Here is an 18140-nt window from a genome sequence, read left to right on the forward strand (position 1 = left end):
AACCCCAACTGGGGAGACGCGATGACGACGACGACGAAATGGGGGCTGGTGGCCACGATCCTGGCCCCCGCAGAGGAGATACGACGCTTTGCCGCCTACCATCTGGAGGCGGGCGCGCACCGCCTCTACCTATACCTCGATGCCGAGAACCCAGAGGCTTTCGAAAGCCTGAAGGCCCATCCGAAAATCCGTGTCACCACCTGCGATGAGGCCTATTGGCAAAGGCTTTGTGGCAAACGTCCGCAAAAGCACCAAGTCCGTCAAAGCCAGAACGCGACCCGCGCCTATAACCGGGCGGATGATGTGGATTGGCTGATCCATATGGATGTGGACGAGTTCATCGTCTCTGACCGCCCGGTGGATGAGGTGCTTGCCACCCTGCCCCCGGCACAAACAATCACCCGCATCCGCCCGATGGAGGCTTTGGCCGGGGATGGCACGGCCTTCAAAGCCTTCATTCCCAACGGCCCCGAGCGCGCCCAGATCGTCTCGGCGCTCTACCCGACCTATGGTGACTACGTCAAAGGCGGCTTTCTGAGCCATCTGGCCGGGAAAGTTTTCGTTCGCACCGGGATGGCGGAGGTGCGGCTCCAGATCCACAACGCTTTTCAGAACGATACGATGATCGACGGGCCAGAGCAGCAGCCCGGCATTGATCTTGCGCATCTTCACGCGAAAAGCTGGCCGGAGTGGCTCGCCGCCTATCGCTACCGGCTGGAAAAAGGCTCCTACCGCGCCGATCTGGCCCCCAACCGCCCCCGCGATCGCGGCGGATTGTCGATGCATGAACTCTTTTCCATGATCGAATCCGAAGGGGGTGAGCCGGGATTGCGCGCCTTTTTTGATGAGGTCTGCGCCGATACGCCTGAGCTGCGCGAAACGTTGAAAGACCACGGTCTGCTGCGTCTCGCCGATCTCGACCTTGATGCAAAGGTGTCGCGCCATTTCCCAAGTTAAGCGCCTGAGAGGGCAAGTGTTTGACGGCTGGGCCGCAACTTGCTATGCGCTTTCGCAACATGCCGCGGCAAATGCCGCCCCTTGGGCCATTCGGGCCGGCTTGTATTGCTGCCGCGGGCCAAGTCAGTGTCCGCTCAACTCGGACGCACATGACAAAATTTACCGATCTGAACCTGAATGCCAAGGTCCTCAAAGCTATTGATGAGGCTGGCTACGAATCGCCCACACCTATTCAGGCGGGCGCCATTCCCCCCGCTCTTGAAGGTCGTGACGTTTTGGGCATCGCCCAGACCGGCACCGGCAAGACAGCCAGCTTCACGCTGCCGATGCTGTCACTTCTCGCCCGTGGCCGGGCGCGCGCCCGGATGCCGCGGAGCCTCGTGCTCTGCCCCACGCGGGAGCTGGCCGCGCAGGTGGCCGAGAACTTCGACACCTATTCCAAGCATCTGAAACTGACCAAAGCGCTGCTCATCGGCGGCGTCTCCTTCAAAGAGCAGGACAAGCTGATCGACAAGGGCGTCGACGTGCTGATCGCCACCCCGGGCCGCCTTCTGGATCATTTCGAGCGCGGCAAGCTGATCCTGTCGGACGTCAAGGTCATGGTCGTGGACGAAGCCGACCGGATGCTCGACATGGGCTTCATCCCGGACATTGAGCGGATCTTCGGCCTCACGCCCTTCACCCGGCAAACGCTGTTCTTCTCGGCCACCATGGCGCCCGAGATCGAGCGGATCACCAACACCTTCCTCAGCAACCCTGAGCGGATCGAAGTGGCGCGTCAGGCGACCACGAGCGAGAATATCGAACAGGGCGTTGTCATGTTCAAAGGCTCGCGCAAGGACCGCGAGGCGAGCGAGAAGCGCAAGCTGCTGCGCCTGCTGATCGATGCCGAAGGCGAGAAATGCACGAACGCGATCATCTTCTGCAACCGCAAGATGGACGTGGATATCGTCGCGAAATCGTTGAAGAAATACGGCTATGACGCAGCCCCGATCCACGGCGATCTGGACCAGAGCCAGCGGACTCGCACGCTCGAAGGGTTCCGGGGCGGCGAGCTGCGCTTCCTCGTGGCTTCTGACGTCGCCGCGCGTGGTCTTGACGTGCCGAGCGTGAGCCATGTCTTCAACTTCGACGTGCCCAGCCATGCCGAAGACTATGTGCACCGCATTGGCCGCACCGGCCGCGCGGGCCGCGATGGCAAGGCGATCATGATCTGCCAGCCGCGCGACGAAAAGAACTTCGAGGATGTCGAGCGTCTGGTGCAAAAGGAAATCCCGCGCATCGAAAACCCGCTCGGCAAAGCCAAACCCGCCGAGGAGACCTCCGACGCACCGGCCAAGTCCGATGACAAGCCCAAGCGGACCCGCTCGCGCAGCCGCAAGGCCGACAAACCTGTCGACGCACCCGCCGAGGACAAGCAACCGCAGGCCGAGAAGGCCGAGGCCAAGGTCGACGCCAAAACCGACGACAAAGCGCAGCCCGAAAAGGCAGAGGCCGCGCTGGACGAACGCAAGTCGGGCCGCGGCAACAAGGACGAGAAGAAGTCGCGCGGCGGACGTGGCCGGGGCGACAAACGGGGCGGCAACGACAACCGTGTCGTCGGTCTGGGCGATCACACGCCAGACTTCATCGGTCTAAGCTTCCGCGAACGCATCTGAACCGCGCCGACGCGGGCATGAATTCGCCGCCGATCCCCGCCGGGATTGGCGGCTTTTTCGTCTGTGCTATGTGAGGGGAAACCCCTCAGATAGGACCATCATGCTGCGCCCCGCCCTCTTCGCCCTTGCCTTTACCCTGACCGCCCTCACCGCCGCCCCCGCCAGCGCCGAACGCTGCCGGGCCGAAGTCAATGGCGCCGAAGTTGTGGTGGAGGCCGAGAATTTTGCCAATTTCGCCGAAGAGGTCGGCACCCGCGAGCGTCTGTTGAATTGGCCCGCGCGGAAGTGGAGCAAGCTTTGGGGCACGCCGCCCGCCTGCGACAGCGGGGTGCTGTTCGACTACCTCGCCACCACAGTGCCGCTGGATCAGATCGACGGCTACTGCCTGACCGCCACGCCCGAAGACGGGCATTTCCTGATCCCCGGCGCGCGGAACTACCGCGGCTATTGCAAGAAGACTTTCTGCGAGCGGGTGAACACCACCAAGGAAGAGACCGTCGAGATCAGCAAGAACATCGCACGCTCCGCCGTGGACAGGCTCAGCCAGCCGGACAACCTCCGCGCCGTGGCGCATAAATCGGGGGCGTTCATTTTGACGGGAGGGGCTTCTGCCCTCAGCGCCAATTTGGCGACGACAGGCAGCACGCTGGCCACCGCACTCTCGACCCCCGCCGCCCTTGCGGCCACGGGGGTAAGCGTGGTCGCGGTGGGCGGCGCGGTCTATATGTGCAGCGGTGACGCGGAGGTCAGCTCAGACGGCTGACCACCACGGTGACTTCGGGCTTCTTGCCGATTTCGTCATAGGACGACTGCCGCGCGACCTTTTTCAAACCGTCATTCAGCTTGTCGTCATCCCGCAGGGTGGCGGCTTTCTGACGGTTCAGCCATTGGCTGAGGTCTTGTTCCAGCACGTCCACGAGCGGCGCGTTGGAGCGGCCCGTTTCCGGCAGGCCCATCAGATCGACCCAAGGCTCGCCCAAAGGCTCGTCATCGGTATCGAGGATCAGCGTCACTGTGGCATGGCCGTTCAGCGCCATGCGGATACGGTCGCGGATCACACCATCCAGCGCGCCGACCTGAACCGAACCGTCCAGATACATGCGACCTGTATCGACATGTTCGACCACCTTGGGCTGGTTGCCCGACAGGTCCACCATCATCCCGTTCACCGCCAGAACGCCGGTGATGCCCTTGGCATCGGCGATCTTGACGTGTTCGCGCAGGTGGCGGTGCTCCCCGTGCATAGGGATCAGAACCTGCGGTTTTACGATGGCATGGAGGGTTTCCAGATCGGGGCGGTTGGCATGGCCCGAAACGTGGTAGAGGCCGGAAGAGTCATCGACCACATCGACGCCCTTTTCCGAGAACTGGTTGATGATGCCGATCACGCCACGCTCATTGCCCGGAATGGTTTTCGACGAAAAGAGGAAGAGATCGCCCTCTTTCAACTCAATCCCCTGATACTTGCCCCGGGCCAGTTGCGCCGAGGCCGCGCGGCGCTCCCCTTGGCTGCCGGTGACCAGCAACATCAGGTTCTCGCGCGGGATGGCGCGGGCGTTCTCGGGCGAGATGACGGGCGGGAAGTCTTTCATCACACCGGTCTGGATCGAGGCTTCGACCATGCGGTTCATCGCACGGCCCAAGAGCACGATAGACCGCCCTGCCCGCGCGCCGGCTTCGGCCAGTGTTTTGACCCGCGCCACGTTGGAGGCAAAGGTCGTGGCAACGACCATGCCCTCGGCGCTGCTGACGAGCTTTTCGATCTCGGGGCCAACGGTGGCCTCCGAACGACCGGGATGCGCGGAGAAGACATTGGTGCTGTCGCAGATCAGCGCATTGACGCCATCCTTGCAGACCTCGGCCCAGAGGGCATCGTCAAAGGCTTCGCCAACACCCGGCGTCCGGTCGATCTTGAAGTCGCCAGAGTGGATCGTGCGCCCTTCGGGCGTGTCGATCACCATGGCCGAGGATTCAGGGATCGAGTGCGAGATCGGCAAGAAGCCCACCTTAAACGGGCCTGCGGTGATCTGCTCGGGCCATGCGCTGACCGTGGTGACCGCATCCTCGGGATGGCCGTGTTCAGACATCTTCCGGCGGGCGATATTGGCGGTAAAGGCGCGCGCATAGATCGGCGCCTTCAGCACCTCATAGGAATGCGCGATGGCACCGATGTGGTCTTCGTGGGCATGGGTGATAAAGATCGCCTCGATCTGATCGCGACGTTCTTTCAGCCAAGTGATGTCAGGCAGGATCAGGTCCACGCCCGGCGTGCTGTCCATATCCGGAAAGGCCACACCGATGTCGACGACGATCAGCCGTTCTTTACCGGGTTTGCCGTAACCGTAGACATAGGCGTTCATGCCAATTTCACCCGCCCCACCGAGGGGCAGATAGATAAATCGTTCGCTGCTCATATTATTCAGCTTTGTCCTTATTATAATCGTGGATCACGGTCAGACCGTGCATCGTGAGTTCATCTTGATAATCATCGAACAGGTCGACTGCCTGCTGAAACAGCGGTGCCAGACCCCCCGTGGCAATAACGCGCATGGGTCTTGCACGTTCCGCCCTTATCCGCTCACATATCTCACGAACCAGCCCGACATAACCCCAAAAGACACCGGACTGCATGCAGGCCACCGTATTGGTGCCAATGACGGAGGGCGGTTTCGAGATATCGACATGCGGCAGGGCGGCGGCGGCATTGTGCAGCGCCTCTAGGCTGAGGTTCACCCCCGGCGCGATCACACCCCCGATATAGGCCCCATCATCGGCCACCACGTCAAAGGTCGTGGCCGTGCCGAAATCCACCACGATCAGGTCGCCGCCATAGAGGTCATAGCCTGCCACGGTGTTGACCAACCGGTCCGGGCCGACCTGCGTCCCCTCGTCCACACGCACGTCGATGGGCAGTGCGCAGCCCGGTTTCCCGACAACGAAGGGCCGCGTGTTAAAGTAGCGATCCGCCAGAACGCGCAGGTTGAACACCACCCGCGGCACTGTCGAGCTGATGATCATATCGGTGATGTCTGCGTCGATATTCTGGAGCCGCATCAAGGTGTTGAGCCAAACGTAGTACTGGTCGGCAGTGCGCTTCCATTCGGTCGATGTGCGCCATGTGGCGATAAACGTGTCCCCGTCCCAGATAGAGAAAACGGTGTTGGTATTGCCGCAGTCGATTGCCAGAAGCATGGTGCCTCCCCTCCCCCCGATTTTAGAAAAACACGTCCGCCGCGGTGATGGGCACCGCGCCGTCGCGGGTGCGCAGGATGAGATTGCCTGCGCCGTCTACATCTTCGAAAACGCCGGTCATCTCGTCGCGCATGGTGCGCGCGGTGATGACCTCTCCGAGCCGCGCGGCATGGGCGAGCCACGCCGTGCGGATCGTGCTGAACCCATAGGTCGTGAACTGCTCTTCCAGACCGGCGTATTCCCGCGCAAGCACGTCGAGGAACTCTTCTGCGCTCACATTGCCCCCCGCTTCGCGTAGGGTCACCGCAGGTAAGGCGCGCGCTTCAAGGCTGCCTGCCGCCGGCCCGTGGGCAAGGTTCACGCCGATGCCAATGGCCAAATGCTCGCCCACGCTCTCCAGCAGGATGCCAGCGACCTTGCCCCCGCGCAGGAGAACGTCATTCGGCCACTTGAGTGCAAAAGCGTCCTCCCGCCCCGTCACAGCCACGAATGCACGGTAAAGCGCGAGCGAGGCCACGAAAGAGCGCAGCGCGGCGACGCCCGGCGGCTCTTTGCGCGGCATCATCAGGGTGGCCGCAAAATTGCCGCGGGGGGTGGCCCAGCTCCGGCCCCGACGCCCGCGCGCCGCCGTCTGCTCTAACGCCAAAATCCAAGTCGGCGCGGTCAGCTCTTGCTGTAACCGCGCCGCCTCTGAGAGGGTGGAATCGAGCGTGTCATAGACGCGCCGGCCATAGCCTTCCGGCCAAGGGGTCATGCGCGCCTCTGGCCGATCTCGTGCCGCACCGCTCAGTTCACCAGCGATGCCGCTGCCGATGCCGCCAAGCCTTCGACGCCGAACATATTGGCAATACCGACGATCATGATGACGGCAGAGGCCATCAACACCACGGTCAGCACGCCGCCGTTCTGGTGATCGAGCGTGTCCGAACGCTCTTCGCCAAAGTACATGTAAAAAACAATGCGCAGGTAGTAATAGGCACCGATCACACTGGCGATCACGCCTGCGATGGCCAGCCATGTCATATTGGCGTCATAGGCCGCGCGCAGCACATAGAACTTGCCGAAGAAGCCCAGCATCGGCGGCACGCCCGCAAGGCTGAACAGCAGCACCAGCATCGCCAGCGCCCGGCCCGGGTTGGTCTTGGCATACATGTTGAGCAGGGTGATATCCGTCACCGGCGCGCCGTCTTTCTGCATCAGCAGGATAAAGGCGAAGGTGCCGAGGTTCATGGTCACATAGATCGCCATATAGACCAGCATCGCCTGCACGCCAAAAGCGGTGCCCGCAGCCAGACCCATCAGCGCATAGCCAATATGCGCGATGGAGGAGAAGGCCATCAGACGTTTGATATTGGTCTGACCGATCGCGGCTACCGAGCCAAAGAACATCGACAATACCGAGAGCAGCGCGACGATCTGGGTCCAATCGCTGACGATCTGGCCAAAGGCGTCATGCATCACCCGCGCGAAGAGACCCATCGCCGCGACCTTGGGCGCCGTGGCAAAGAAGGCCGCGATCGGCGTGGGCGCGCCCTCATAGACGTCCGGTGTCCACATGTGGAAGGGCACGGCGGAGACTTTGAATGCCAGACCGGAGATCAGGAAGACCAGACCAAAGAGCAGGCCAAGCGATGTGCCGCCCGTCTGCGCCGTGGTGATGATGCCCGCGAACAGCGTGGTCCCGGCGTAGCCATAGACCAGCGATGCGCCATAGAGCAGCAAGCCCGAGCTGAGTGCGCCGAGCACGAAATACTTCAAACCCGCTTCAGTGGACTTAACCGAGTCGCGGCGCAGGGAGGCCACGACGTAAAGCGCCAGCGATTGCAGCTCGAGGCCCATGTAGAGCGCCATCAGGTCGCCTGCGGAGACCATCATCATCATGCCGACGACAGCCAAGGCCACAAGCATCGGATACTCGAACCGCAGCAAGCCGCGCAGTTTCATGTAGTTTTCTGACATGATCAAGACGGCAGCGGCAGAAAGCAGGATCGTCACCTTCGCGAAACGGGCGAAAGTGTCGTCGATGAACATGCCGTGGAAGGCGATATTGGTGGTGCCGTCGCCAGACATGGCCACCCAACCGGCCAGCAGCACCATCACCACCGCGGTCACCCAGACGAGCACCCCGGCGGCCTTGTCTTTCGACGTATAGACCGCGCCGAGAAGGCCAAGCAGGGCAAACCCCGCAAGGACGATCTCAGGCAGAATGATGTTCAGATCAGCGGATATCATGCGCCAAGTCCTTCTTAATGCGAGGCATCGGCGGTCTGCACGGCGGTATCAGCCGCCTCCAGCGCCATGTCGTAATTTTCAATCAGGGCAGCCACGGAGGGCCCGATCATGTCCAGAACCAGCGCCGGGTAGACGCCGAGGATCAGGGTCATCGCCACCAGAGGGGCAATGATCCATTTCTCACGCGCAGTCATATCGGTGATCGCCTTGAGGCTTTCCTTGATCAGGTCACCCATCACCACGCGGCGATAGAGCCACAGCGCATAGGCCGCGGAGAAGATCACCCCTGTGGTCGCCACAGCCGCCACCCAAGTGTTCACTTGGAAGGTCGCCATCAGCGTCAGGAATTCCCCCACGAAGCCCGATGTCCCCGGCAGGCCCACGTTGGCCATGGTGAAGAACATGAAGACCAGCGCATAGGCGGGCATCCGGTTCACCAGACCGCCATAGGCGTCGATCTCACGGGTATGCATCCGGTCATAGATCACGCCGACACTGAGGAAGAGCGCGCCAGAGATGAAACCGTGGCTGATCATCTGGAAGATCGCCCCATCGACACCCTGCTGGTTGGCCGCAAAGATGCCCATGGTCACAAAACCCATATGCGCGACCGAGGAATAGGCGATCAGCTTTTTCATGTCCTGCTGCACCAACGCCACCAGCGAGGTATAGACGATGGCGATGGCCGACATCCACAGGATCAGCGGCGTCATCACCTCGGCACCCACTGGGAACATCGGCAAAGAGAAGCGCAGGAAGCCGTAGCCGCCCATCTTGAGCAGGATTGCCGCCAGCACCACGGAGCCTGCCGTCGGCGCCTGAACGTGGGCATCGGGCAGCCAAGTGTGCACCGGCCACATCGGCATTTTCACCGCGAAGCTGGCGAAGAAGGCGATGAACATCAGCGTCTGCATGCCGCCGACGATCTGGATGCCCAGAACCTCAAAGCTTTCGGAGCCGAAGTTATGCGTGAGCAGGCTGATTTCGCAGCCACCGATGCAGGTTGTGCCCGCTTCGGTGAACATCGCCACCATGGCCACCAGCATCAGCACCGAGCCGAGGAAGGTGTAGAGGAAGAACTTGAAGCTCGCGTAAATACGCTCTTTCCCGCCCCAGATGCCGATGATCAGAAACATCGGGATGAGCCCCGCTTCGAAGAAGAGGTAGAAGAGCACCAGATCCAGCGCCATGAAGACGCCCAGCATCAGGGTCTCCAACAGGAGGAAGGCGATCATGTATTCCTTAACGCGATGCTCGACGTTCCAGCTTGCCGCAATGACGAGCGGCATCATGAAGGTCGTGAGCATCACGAAAAGGATCGAGATGCCGTCGACGCCGAGGCGGTATTTCAGGCCCAAGAGCCAGTCGGCCTCATCCACGAATTGGAAATCGGTATTCGACGGGTCGAACTCGAACAGCACGAAAAGCGAGATTAGGAAGGTGACCGTCGTGGTGATGAAGGCCAACCATTTCGCATTGCGCCCGGCGGCGGCATCGTCGCCCCGCAAGAAGACCGCAAGGATCAAGGCGGCGAATGCCGGAATGAAAGTGATGATTGAAAGCAGATGCGTGTCCATCAGTTCGCTCCTCCGCTCATCGTCATCCATGTCACCAGAACGGCGATGCCGATCACCATGGCGAAGGCATAGGTGAAGATATAGCCCGTCTGAGCCTTACCCGCGAGGCGGGTGAAGAAGGGGATGATCCCCATGGCGACGCCATTGAGCGTGCCGTCGATCACAGTGCCATCGCCGCGTTTCCACAGGAACCGGCCGATCGTTTTGGCAGGACGCACGAAAATCACGTCGTAAACCTCATCAAAGTACCATTTGTTTTTCAGGAACAGGTAAAGCGGGCGTTGGTTTGCCGCCAGCCGTCCCGGGACGGTCGGGCTCCAGATATAGAACCACAGGGCCATGACCAGACCGGCCAGCATCGCGATGAAGGGCGAGACCTTGACCCATTTCGGCGCGGCATGGGCATCTTCCAGCACATGGTTGTCAGGTGCGAAGTAAAGCGCCCCCTCGCCCGGCGCACCGCCGAAGGCTTCGTGATGGGTGCCTGCGTCTTGGTGGCCTTCAACCAGCGCATCCGCGCCATGGTCGCCATCGACCGGACCAGTTGCGCCGTGGTCATCCTCGGCCCCTTCGACATGATCGTCGCCGTGGCCTGCCATCTCGGCCATCGGGATGCCGTAGAACTTGCCGACTTGATCCGCGTGACCAAAGAAGCTGCCGTACCAGATCATCCCGGCAAAGACCGAGCCGAGCGCCAGAACGCCAAGCGGGATCAGCATGACCATCGGGCTTTCATGCGCATGCTCATGCGTGTGCTTGTTGCCGCGCGGCTTGCCAAAGAAGGTCAGGAAAATCAGGCGCCAGCTGTAGAAGCTCGTCATCGCCGCGGCGATTACAAGAAGCCAGAAGCCATACATCGACCCACCGCCCCAAGCGCTCTCGATAATCGCGTCCTTCGACAGGAAGCCCGCGAAACCAATATGCGTGAGCGGAATGCCGACGCCGGTGATGGCCAGCGTGCCGATCATCATCGCCCAGAAGGTATAGGGGATCTTTTTGCGCAGACCGCCGTAGTTGGTCATATCCTGCTCATGGTGCATCGCATGGATGACCGATCCCGCGCCCAAGAAGAGCATCGCCTTGAAGAAAGCGTGCGTGAACAGGTGGAACATCGCCGCCGAATACATGCCGACGCCCGCAGCCACGAACATATAGCCAAGCTGCGACATGGTGGAGTAAGCAATGACGCGTTTGATGTCGGTCTGCACCAGACCGATGGTCGCCGCGACAAAGGCGGTGGTGGCACCGATCACGGTGACGAAACCCATCGCCTCGGGCGCGAATTCCATCACAGGCGACATGCGGCAGACAAGGAAAACACCCGCGGTCACCATGGTCGCGGCGTGGATCAGCGCCGACACAGGCGTCGGGCCCTCCATCGCGTCAGGCAGCCATGTGTGCAGGAAAAGCTGCGCCGATTTACCCATCGCGCCGAGGAACAGCAGGAAGGCGATCAGGTTCGCCGCGTTCCAGTCGTTCCATAGGAAGGTAACGGACTGTTCGGCCAGATCGGGTGCGGCGGCAAAGATATCGTCAAAGCGGATCGAGTCCGTCAGCATGTAAAGGCCAAAGATGCCGAGCAGGAAGGCAAAGTCCCCCACCCGGTTGACCACAAAGGCTTTCATCGCTGCGGCATTGGCCGACGGCTTGCGGAAGTAGAAACCGATCAGCAGGTAGGAGGCCACGCCCACGCCTTCCCAGCCAAAGAACATTTGCACAAGGTTGTCGGCTGTCACCAGCATCAACATCGCGAAGGTGAAGAAAGACAGATAGGCGAAGAACCGAGGGCGATAGCTTTCGTTATCGCGGAAGTTCTCGTCATGGGCCATGTAGCCGAAGGAATAGAGATGGACGAGGCTCGACACCGTGGTGATAACGATCAGCATGATCGCGGTCAGACGGTCGAGCCGGATCGCCCAATCTGTGCTCAGCGTGCCGCTCTCGATAAAGCGCAGGATCTGGATTTGCTCGGCTGGGCCGTCCAGCGTCAGGAAGACCACCCAAGACAGGAAGGCGGCAAGGAACAGCAGCCCGGTGGCGACCCACTGGGCTGCCTTCTCACCGATGATCTTCCAGCCGAAACCGCAGAGGATGGCACCCACCAGCGGGGCGAATAGGATCGTGGTTTCCATTGCCTCAGCCCTTCATCACGTTGACATCTTCCACCGCGATCGAGCCACGGTTGCGGAAGAAACAGACCAAAATGGCGAGGCCGATGGCGGCCTCGGCGGCGGCGACGGTGAGCACGAAAAGCGTGAAGACCTGCCCCGTCAGATCACCAAGGAAGCTGGAAAAGGCGACGAGGTTGATGTTCACCGCGAGCAGCATCAATTCGATGCTCATCAGCAGAATGATCACGTTCTTGCGGTTCAGGAATAGCCCGAAGATGCCGATGACAAACAGCGTCGCCGCCACTGTCAGGTAATGCTCAAGTCCGATCATGTCGTCCCTTACGTTCCCGCCCCTTGATGGGCTTTGGTCGCGCCCCGTTCGATGGGGCTTTTAGTATCACTTTGTCCCGGCTGCCACCGGGATTGCCAAGGGTTTAGCCGATAAAGCTGTAGCCGCCGAAAAACACGACGATCAACACCACGACCAGTACCACGATTGTTGTCCTCGACATTTCGACGTCCCTTCTCTCTCTTGGTTCAGCCGTTCTCTTTCAAAATGAACGGCCCCGGAATTTTCAAAAAATTCCGTCTGTTACAGGCCCTGCCCCGACTTCACGTCGCGCAACTCCATCGCCTTGGCCGGGTCGCGCATCATCTGGGCCACCACGTCTTGGCGCTTTACATCCTTGCGGTGACGCAATGTCAGCACAATCGCCCCGATCATCGCCACCAGCAGGATCAAACCCGCCAGTTGGAACAGCAGGAAGTAACGGTCATACAGCAGCAGGCCGAGGGCTTCGGTGTTGAACCGCGCGGGATCAATAGCATTGGCCCGCAGGCTCTCCGCCGCCGCGCTCTGCTCCCATGCGCCGAAGGCCATGACGAATTGCATCAAAATCACCAGCCCGATCAGCAGCGCCAGCGGCATGTAGCGCGCCATCTCGGCCTTGAGTTCGGCAAAGTCCACGTCGAGCATCATGACGACGAAGAGGAAGAGCACCGCCACCGCGCCCACATAGACGATGACCAGCAGCATCGCCACGAACTCCGCGCCGAGCAGAACAAAGAGCCCCGCCGCCGAGAGGAAGGACAGGATCAGCCAGAGCACCGAATGCACCGGGTTGCGACTGATCACCGTGAACAGCCCGCCGGTGATGACGCTGATCGCGAAGAGGTAAAATGAAAAGACCGTCATGCGCCGTCTTCCTTCTTGGTATCTTGTTCTTCGTCTAGGACCGATTGCGCCAGTTCCAGGGCCCGGGTCATCGCGGGAAGCCCGGCAAAGACCGACATCTGGCTGATCGTCTCGACGATATGTTGTTTCGTGGCCCCCGCCTCGCGCGCGTGGCGCACGGTTTGGCGAAGGGCCATGTCATTCTGCGCGCCCTGCATGGTCAGCCCGGCAAGGGTGAGCAGCAGCCGCGTCCGCGCGTCCAGCCCGCCCTTGTTGACCGTGTCGCCGAACCAGAAATCCATCATTTCCTTCGGCATGGTGCCCATCATCGCCTCGAACCCTTTGGGCGAAAAAGCATCCATCGCTGGAAAGGCTTTCGCCATCTCCTGCGCTTGCTTCATCATCGCATCAAAAGGGTTCTTGGGGTCGCTCATCTGTAGGGCGCGTCCATTTCGAGGTTGCGGGCAATTTCGGCTTCCCAGCGTTCGCCGTTGTCCAAAAGCTTGGCCTTGTCGTAGTAGAGCTCTTCGCGGGTCTCGGTCGAGAACTCGAAGTTCGGGCCTTCGACAATGGCATCCACCGGGCAGGCTTCTTGGCAGAAACCGCAGTAGATGCATTTGGTCATGTCGATGTCATAGCGCGTGGTGCGGCGGCTGCCGTCTTCGCGGGCTTCTGCGTCGATGGTGATCGCCTGCGCGGGGCAGATCGCTTCGCAAAGCTTACAGGCAATGCAGCGTTCCTCCCCATTGGGATAACGGCGCAGCGCATGCTCCCCGCGGAAGCGCGGCGACAGCGGCCCCTTCTCATGCGGGTAGTTCAGCGTGGTTTTCGGCGCAAAGAAATAGCGCATCCCCAGCATGAAAGCCTTGGCGTAATCTGCCAGCAGGAAATATTTCGCGGCGCGGGTGTAATCAGTCGCAGCCATATCAGCCCCCTACGGTCCAGCGGGCGTAGATGCCCCAGAACCAATCGAATTTTGCAGCGAATGCCACGAAGACCACCCAGAAGAGCGAGAAGGGAAGGAAAACTTTCCACCCCAGCCGCATCAGCTGGTCATAGCGGTAGCGCGGCGTGATAGCCTTCACCATGGCGAACATGAAGAAGACCATCAGCATCTTGATGAACATCCAGAAGAAGCCATCGGGCAGGAACGGCACCGGCGACAGCCAGCCACCGAAGAACATCAGCGACACCAGCGCGCACATCAGCACCACGGCCACCAACTCGCCGATCATGAACAGCAGGAACGGGGTCGAGGAGTACTCCACCTGGTAACCCGCGACGAGTTCCGATTCTGCTTCCGGCAGGTCGAAGGGCGGGCGGTTGGTCTCCGCCAGCGCCGAGATGAAGAACAGGATCAACATCGGGAAATGCGGCAGGAAGTACCAGTTGAACAGGCCCCAGTCGCCGTCCTGCGCCGCCACGATGGACGAGAAGTTCATCGAACCGGTCGAGAGGATCACGCCGATGATGATCAGACCGATCGACACTTCGTAAGAGATCATCTGCGCGGCGGAGCGCAGAGAACCCAAGAAGGGATATTTCGAGTTCGACGCCCAACCGCCCATGATCACGCCGTAAACCTCAAGCGAGGAGACGGCGAAGACATAGAGGATCGCCACGTTGATGTCCGACAGGATCCAGCCGTCGTTAAACGGGATCACCGCCCAGGCGATCATCGCCATGACAAAGGAAATCATCGGCGCAAGGAAGAAAACCCCCTTGTCTGCGCCCGCCGGAACCACCACTTCCTTAACGATATATTTGAGGAAGTCGGCAAAACTCTGCAGCAGGCCGAAGACGCCCACAACGTTGGGGCCGCGGCGCATCATCACGGCGGCCCAGATTTTGCGGTCGGCATACATGAGGAAGGCCAGCGCCAGCAGCAACGGCACCACCAGCAGCAACACCTGCCCAACCGTCAGCAGGGCAATGCCAAGCCCGGTCGTGTAAAAGAAATCAGCCATAAGTCCTCACACCGTCGGAATGCCGCGTTCCGCGCATTGAAACGCGGTCACTTCGGCATCAATTGTCTTCAAGCCTTTGGGCAGGCTCGGCGAGATTGTGTAAACAGCATCTGCCCGCCATATGCCACCCTCTTCGCTCACATTTGTCCGCACATGACGCGCAAAACCGTAGCCCCGGATCAGCGTGTATTGCGCGGCGGCGCATTCGGCGTAGTCCGACACGTCCTGCGCCGAAAGCGCCTTGGTCATCGCCACGTTGAATTGCACCAAATCCCCGTCCAAAAGCTGGGTTTCGACCCCCTTGTAATCGGGGATAAAATCCTCGGCCACCGGCACCTGCGGTTCGCAGGCGGCCAGTAGCATCAAGGGGGCCAGCGCCATTGTTCTCACTCCGCCGCCATCGGCTCGGCCCGGCGCGCGGCGGCCAGTGCCGACAGTTCCGCCATCAACTGGCTGGCCCGTGCGATCGGGTTGGAGAGATAGAAGTCACGCACCGCAGGCGCGAAAGACGCATCGCCCAGCTTGCCCGCAGGCAGCGCGTTCCATTCGTTTTCCGGCACCTCATCGACATTCGCCAGATGCGGCACGGCCTCGGTCAGTTTGCGGCGCAGCTCAGCGATGGAATCATAGCCCAGTTGCGCGCCCATCTCAGCCGAAAGCGCCCGGAGAATCGCCCAGTTCTCTTTCGCCTCCCCCGGTGCAAAGCCTGCGCGCAGCGCCAGCTGCGGACGGCCCTCGGTGTTGACGAAAAGCCCCGGCTCCTCGGTATAGGCGGCGCCCGGCAAGATGATGTCGGCACGGTGTGCGCCGCGGTCGCCATGGCTGCCTTGGTAGATCACGAAGGGGCCTTCGCCGATCTCGATCTCATCGGCACCGAGGTTGTAGATCACCTCTGCCGCGTTCACGTCGTCCATACCGTTTTCGGCCACGGCACCGATGTCCATGGCACCGACGCGCGAGGCGGCGGTGTGCAGGACCATCAGCTTGCTCTTGGTCTTCTCGGCCAGTTCCATCGCTTTCGCCAGAACCGCCGAACCATCGGCTTCGCGCAGGGCGCCCTGACCCACGACGATCACCGAAGGCTGCTCCAGCACTTCGTCGAAGTCGCTGCCCATCAGTTTGTCGAGCGTGGCGCGGTCGTTGCCCAGATGGTGATGCGGATAGGTCAGATCAGCCGCTTCGCCGATCAGGCCGATCTCGGCGCCATTGGCCCATGCCTTACGGATACGCGCATTCAGCACCGGCGCCTCGACGGCGGGGTTCGTGCCAATGAGCTGGATCATCTTGGCATTGTCCAGATCCTCAATCCGCGCGTTGCCGACATAGCCGAAACGGTTGCCCGCGGGCAGTTTCGCGCCATCGGTGCGGCATTCGACAACACCGCCCTGCCCTTCGATCAGCTGTTTCAGGGCAAAGGCCGCCTCAACCGGGGCCAGATCGCCGATCAAACCGGCCAGCTTCTTGCCCTTCATCGCGGCGGCGGCGGCATTCAGCGCCTCGGGCCAGCTGGCTTTGCGCAGCTTGCCGTTCTCGCGGATGTAAGGTGTATCGAGACGCTGGCGGCGCAGACCGTCCCAAACGAAGCGCGTCTTGTCCGAAATCCACTCCTCGTTCACGCCATCATGGTTGCGCGGCAGGAAGCGCATGACTTCGCGGCCCTTGGTGTCCACGCGGATGTTGGAGCCGAGCGCATCCATCACGTCGATGCTCTCGGTCTTGCTGAGTTCCCACGGACGCGCGGTGAAGGCATAGGGTTTGGACACCAGCGCACCCACCGGGCAGAGGTCGATGATATTGCCGGACAGGTTGCTGTCGATGAGCGCGCCGAGATAGGTCGTGATCTCCGCATCCTCGCCGCGACCGGTTTGGCCCATGACGTGCTGGCCCGCGACCTCGGTCGTGAAGCGCACGCAGCGGGTGCAGGAGATGCAGCGCGTCATATGTGTTTCCACCAGCGGGCCGAGATCGAGATCCTCGGTCGCGCGCTTGGGCTCGCGGTAACGCGAGAAGTCGACGCCGTAGGCCATCGCTTGATCCTGCAGGTCACACTCACCGCCCTGATCGCAGATCGGGCAATCCAGCGGGTGGTTGATGAGCAGGAACTCCATCACGCCTTCGCGGGCCTTCTTGACCATGGGCGAGTTGGTTTTCACGACCGGCGGCTGGCCCTCGGGACCGGGGCGCAGGTCGCGCACCTGCATGGCGCAGGAGGCGGCGGGCTTGGGCGGCCCGCCGACGACTTCCACAAGACACATGCGGCAGTTGCCAGCGATCGACAGACGCTCGTGGTAACAGAAGCGCGGCACTTCGATGCCGACCTGCTCGCAGGCCTGAATGAGCGTCATCGCCCCTTCGACTTCGACTTCCTTGCCGTCGATGATGATCTTGCGGATATCGCTCATAAGCTCACTTTGCCTTCAGTAACGAACCGATCCGGCTCGATTTTTGAATCTCTTCGCGTCCGAGCGCACAATAGCTTTGCGGGTCCGAAGTATCGACCCCCTTCGCCTTGAAAAACGCGGCGCCCCGCGCTCTCATGCGCGCTTTTTCAGCGTCACTATCAATATAGGCGTCGATCTCGGCGTCGGAGTAGCCCAGATCGCCCGCCTTGCCTTTCAGGTCCCAAGCCATCTTGACCGCGCGCAGCATCCGCGCGCTGATGTCGGGGCAGTTCTTACGGATGATGTCGGCCACGCCCATGTCCAAGAGCGCATCGTCGATGGCCGCCACCTCGCGCAGCGGCGGTTTGGCGGCGACCGGTGTCACGGTGGCGGCGGTCAGGCTCAGGCCCATCACGGCGATCATCAGGGTGCGCATATCAATTCTCCTTCAAGCAGCGGGCCGGAACGGCCCGTCTGACAGATGGAGATTGCAGGCCGTGATATTCAATATCACCGCCCCAAAGACCCGCAGGCCCGCGATATGTCGCCGATGCGATCACTGTGGGCAGCGGCCCTGAAAGGTCAGCGCCCCGCCATCGAACCGCAGCGCGCTTGCCGGTGCATCGGGGCCAAAGGTCCAGTCGATTTTCGAGTTGCCGTAGTTGCCGACACAGTATTTCACCGCCTCATAGCGCGCCGCTGCACGGGCGCCGTCGATGGATTTGCCGGCGTCCTTGACTGTCACCTGAAAGACATCCCGCTGGCCGTCGACCTTGCGCAGTTTGGTGTTGAAATACTGCCCGTCAAAGGCAATCCGCTCGCCATCATTGGCGCAGCCCGCCAGCAGGGCGCTGAGCGTCAGAACCGTCAAAGCATATTTCATAAACCTAC

At 61.2% G+C, this 18140-nt stretch carries 18 protein-coding genes; 3 read left to right on the forward strand and 15 right to left on the reverse strand.

Annotation, left to right across the window (positions count from 1 at the left end; all coding sequences use genetic code 11):
• Positions 1-21 precede the first annotated feature (21 nt).
• The 3 genes from ACGYLD_RS12315 (at position 22) to ACGYLD_RS12325 (ending at position 3378) form a co-directional block, all read left to right on the forward strand.
• A complete protein-coding gene (locus ACGYLD_RS12315) occupies positions 22-957 on the forward strand; it encodes a glycosyltransferase family 2 protein (protein ID WP_271693457.1) in 936 nt (311 codons plus the stop codon).
• A gap of 149 nt (positions 958-1106) precedes the next feature.
• Entirely contained in the window at positions 1107-2615 is a 1509-nt protein-coding gene (locus ACGYLD_RS12320) for a DEAD/DEAH box helicase (RefSeq protein ID WP_271693456.1), read from the forward strand.
• 100 nt (positions 2616-2715) lie between these two features.
• Positions 2716-3378, forward strand: coding sequence for a hypothetical protein (locus tag ACGYLD_RS12325; RefSeq protein WP_271693455.1), 663 nt, complete (start codon positions 2716-2718; stop codon positions 3376-3378).
• Here ACGYLD_RS12325 and ACGYLD_RS12330 read toward each other — a convergent pair.
• The 15 genes from ACGYLD_RS12330 to ACGYLD_RS12400 all read right to left on the reverse strand — a co-directional run bounded on the left by ACGYLD_RS12330 (position 3362) and on the right by ACGYLD_RS12400 (position 18132).
• A complete protein-coding gene (locus ACGYLD_RS12330; RefSeq protein ID WP_271693454.1) occupies positions 3362-5029 on the reverse strand; it encodes a ribonuclease J in 1668 nt (555 codons plus the stop codon). The two genes, ACGYLD_RS12325 and ACGYLD_RS12330, sit on opposite strands and share 17 nt — an antisense overlap.
• 1 nt (position 5030) lies before the next feature.
• Positions 5031-5807, reverse strand: coding sequence for a type III pantothenate kinase (locus tag ACGYLD_RS12335; RefSeq protein ID WP_271693453.1), 777 nt, complete (start codon positions 5805-5807; stop codon positions 5031-5033).
• 22 nt (positions 5808-5829) lie between these two features.
• The gene (locus ACGYLD_RS12340; protein WP_271693452.1) at positions 5830-6561 is read right to left on the reverse strand and encodes a biotin--[acetyl-CoA-carboxylase] ligase; all 732 of its coding nucleotides are present in this window, start codon (positions 6559-6561) and stop codon (positions 5830-5832) included.
• Positions 6562-6593: 32 nt separating this feature from the next.
• The gene (nuoN, locus tag ACGYLD_RS12345) at positions 6594-8039 is read right to left on the reverse strand and encodes an NADH-quinone oxidoreductase subunit NuoN (RefSeq protein ID WP_394402713.1); all 1446 of its coding nucleotides are present in this window, start codon (positions 8037-8039) and stop codon (positions 6594-6596) included.
• Between the two features lie 14 nt (positions 8040-8053).
• On the reverse strand, positions 8054-9616 hold the full coding sequence (locus ACGYLD_RS12350; RefSeq protein ID WP_271693451.1) for an NADH-quinone oxidoreductase subunit M: 1563 nt from the start codon (positions 9614-9616) through the stop codon (positions 8054-8056).
• Positions 9616-11748 (reverse strand): NADH-quinone oxidoreductase subunit L, encoded by a 2133-nt coding sequence (nuoL, locus tag ACGYLD_RS12355; protein ID WP_271693450.1) that lies wholly within the window; start codon positions 11746-11748, stop codon positions 9616-9618. The genes ACGYLD_RS12350 and nuoL overlap by 1 nt, the downstream gene beginning before the upstream one ends.
• 4 nt (positions 11749-11752) lie before the next feature.
• Positions 11753-12058 (reverse strand): NADH-quinone oxidoreductase subunit NuoK, encoded by a 306-nt coding sequence (gene nuoK / locus ACGYLD_RS12360; RefSeq protein WP_007119508.1) that lies wholly within the window; start codon positions 12056-12058, stop codon positions 11753-11755.
• Between the two features lie 261 nt (positions 12059-12319).
• Complete coding sequence (locus ACGYLD_RS12365) at positions 12320-12922, reverse strand: NADH-quinone oxidoreductase subunit J (RefSeq protein WP_067268146.1); 603 nt, start codon at positions 12920-12922, stop codon at positions 12320-12322.
• Positions 12919-13335 carry a carboxymuconolactone decarboxylase family protein gene (locus ACGYLD_RS12370; protein ID WP_271693449.1) on the reverse strand — a complete coding sequence of 139 codons (417 nt, stop codon included), beginning with the start codon at positions 13333-13335 and terminating at the stop codon, positions 12919-12921. Before ACGYLD_RS12370 ends, ACGYLD_RS12365 begins: the two co-directional genes overlap by 4 nt.
• On the reverse strand, positions 13332-13826 hold the full coding sequence (gene nuoI, locus ACGYLD_RS12375; protein ID WP_067263454.1) for an NADH-quinone oxidoreductase subunit NuoI: 495 nt from the start codon (positions 13824-13826) through the stop codon (positions 13332-13334). Before nuoI ends, ACGYLD_RS12370 begins: the two co-directional genes overlap by 4 nt.
• Before the next feature lies 1 nt (position 13827).
• Complete coding sequence (gene nuoH / locus ACGYLD_RS12380) at positions 13828-14868, reverse strand: NADH-quinone oxidoreductase subunit NuoH (RefSeq protein ID WP_271693448.1); 1041 nt, start codon at positions 14866-14868, stop codon at positions 13828-13830.
• Between the two features lie 6 nt (positions 14869-14874).
• Positions 14875-15249, reverse strand: a complete 375-nt coding sequence (locus ACGYLD_RS12385) for a hypothetical protein (RefSeq protein WP_067263450.1) — start codon at positions 15247-15249, stop codon at positions 14875-14877.
• A gap of 5 nt (positions 15250-15254) precedes the next feature.
• Positions 15255-17270 (reverse strand): NADH-quinone oxidoreductase subunit NuoG, encoded by a 2016-nt coding sequence (gene nuoG / locus ACGYLD_RS12390; RefSeq protein ID WP_271693447.1) that lies wholly within the window; start codon positions 17268-17270, stop codon positions 15255-15257.
• 4 nt (positions 17271-17274) lie between these two features.
• A complete protein-coding gene (locus ACGYLD_RS12395) occupies positions 17275-17685 on the reverse strand; it encodes a DUF5333 domain-containing protein (RefSeq protein WP_271693446.1) in 411 nt (136 codons plus the stop codon).
• 120 nt (positions 17686-17805) lie between these two features.
• Positions 17806-18132: a hypothetical protein gene (locus ACGYLD_RS12400; RefSeq protein WP_209218009.1), complete on the reverse strand. Its 327-nt coding sequence runs from the start codon at positions 18130-18132 to the stop codon at positions 17806-17808.
• Between the last annotated feature and the right edge of the window lie 8 nt (positions 18133-18140).

The organism is Sulfitobacter sp. 1A12056, from assembly GCF_043558125.1.
Classification (GTDB): Bacteria; Pseudomonadota; Alphaproteobacteria; order Rhodobacterales; family Rhodobacteraceae; genus Sulfitobacter; species Sulfitobacter faviae.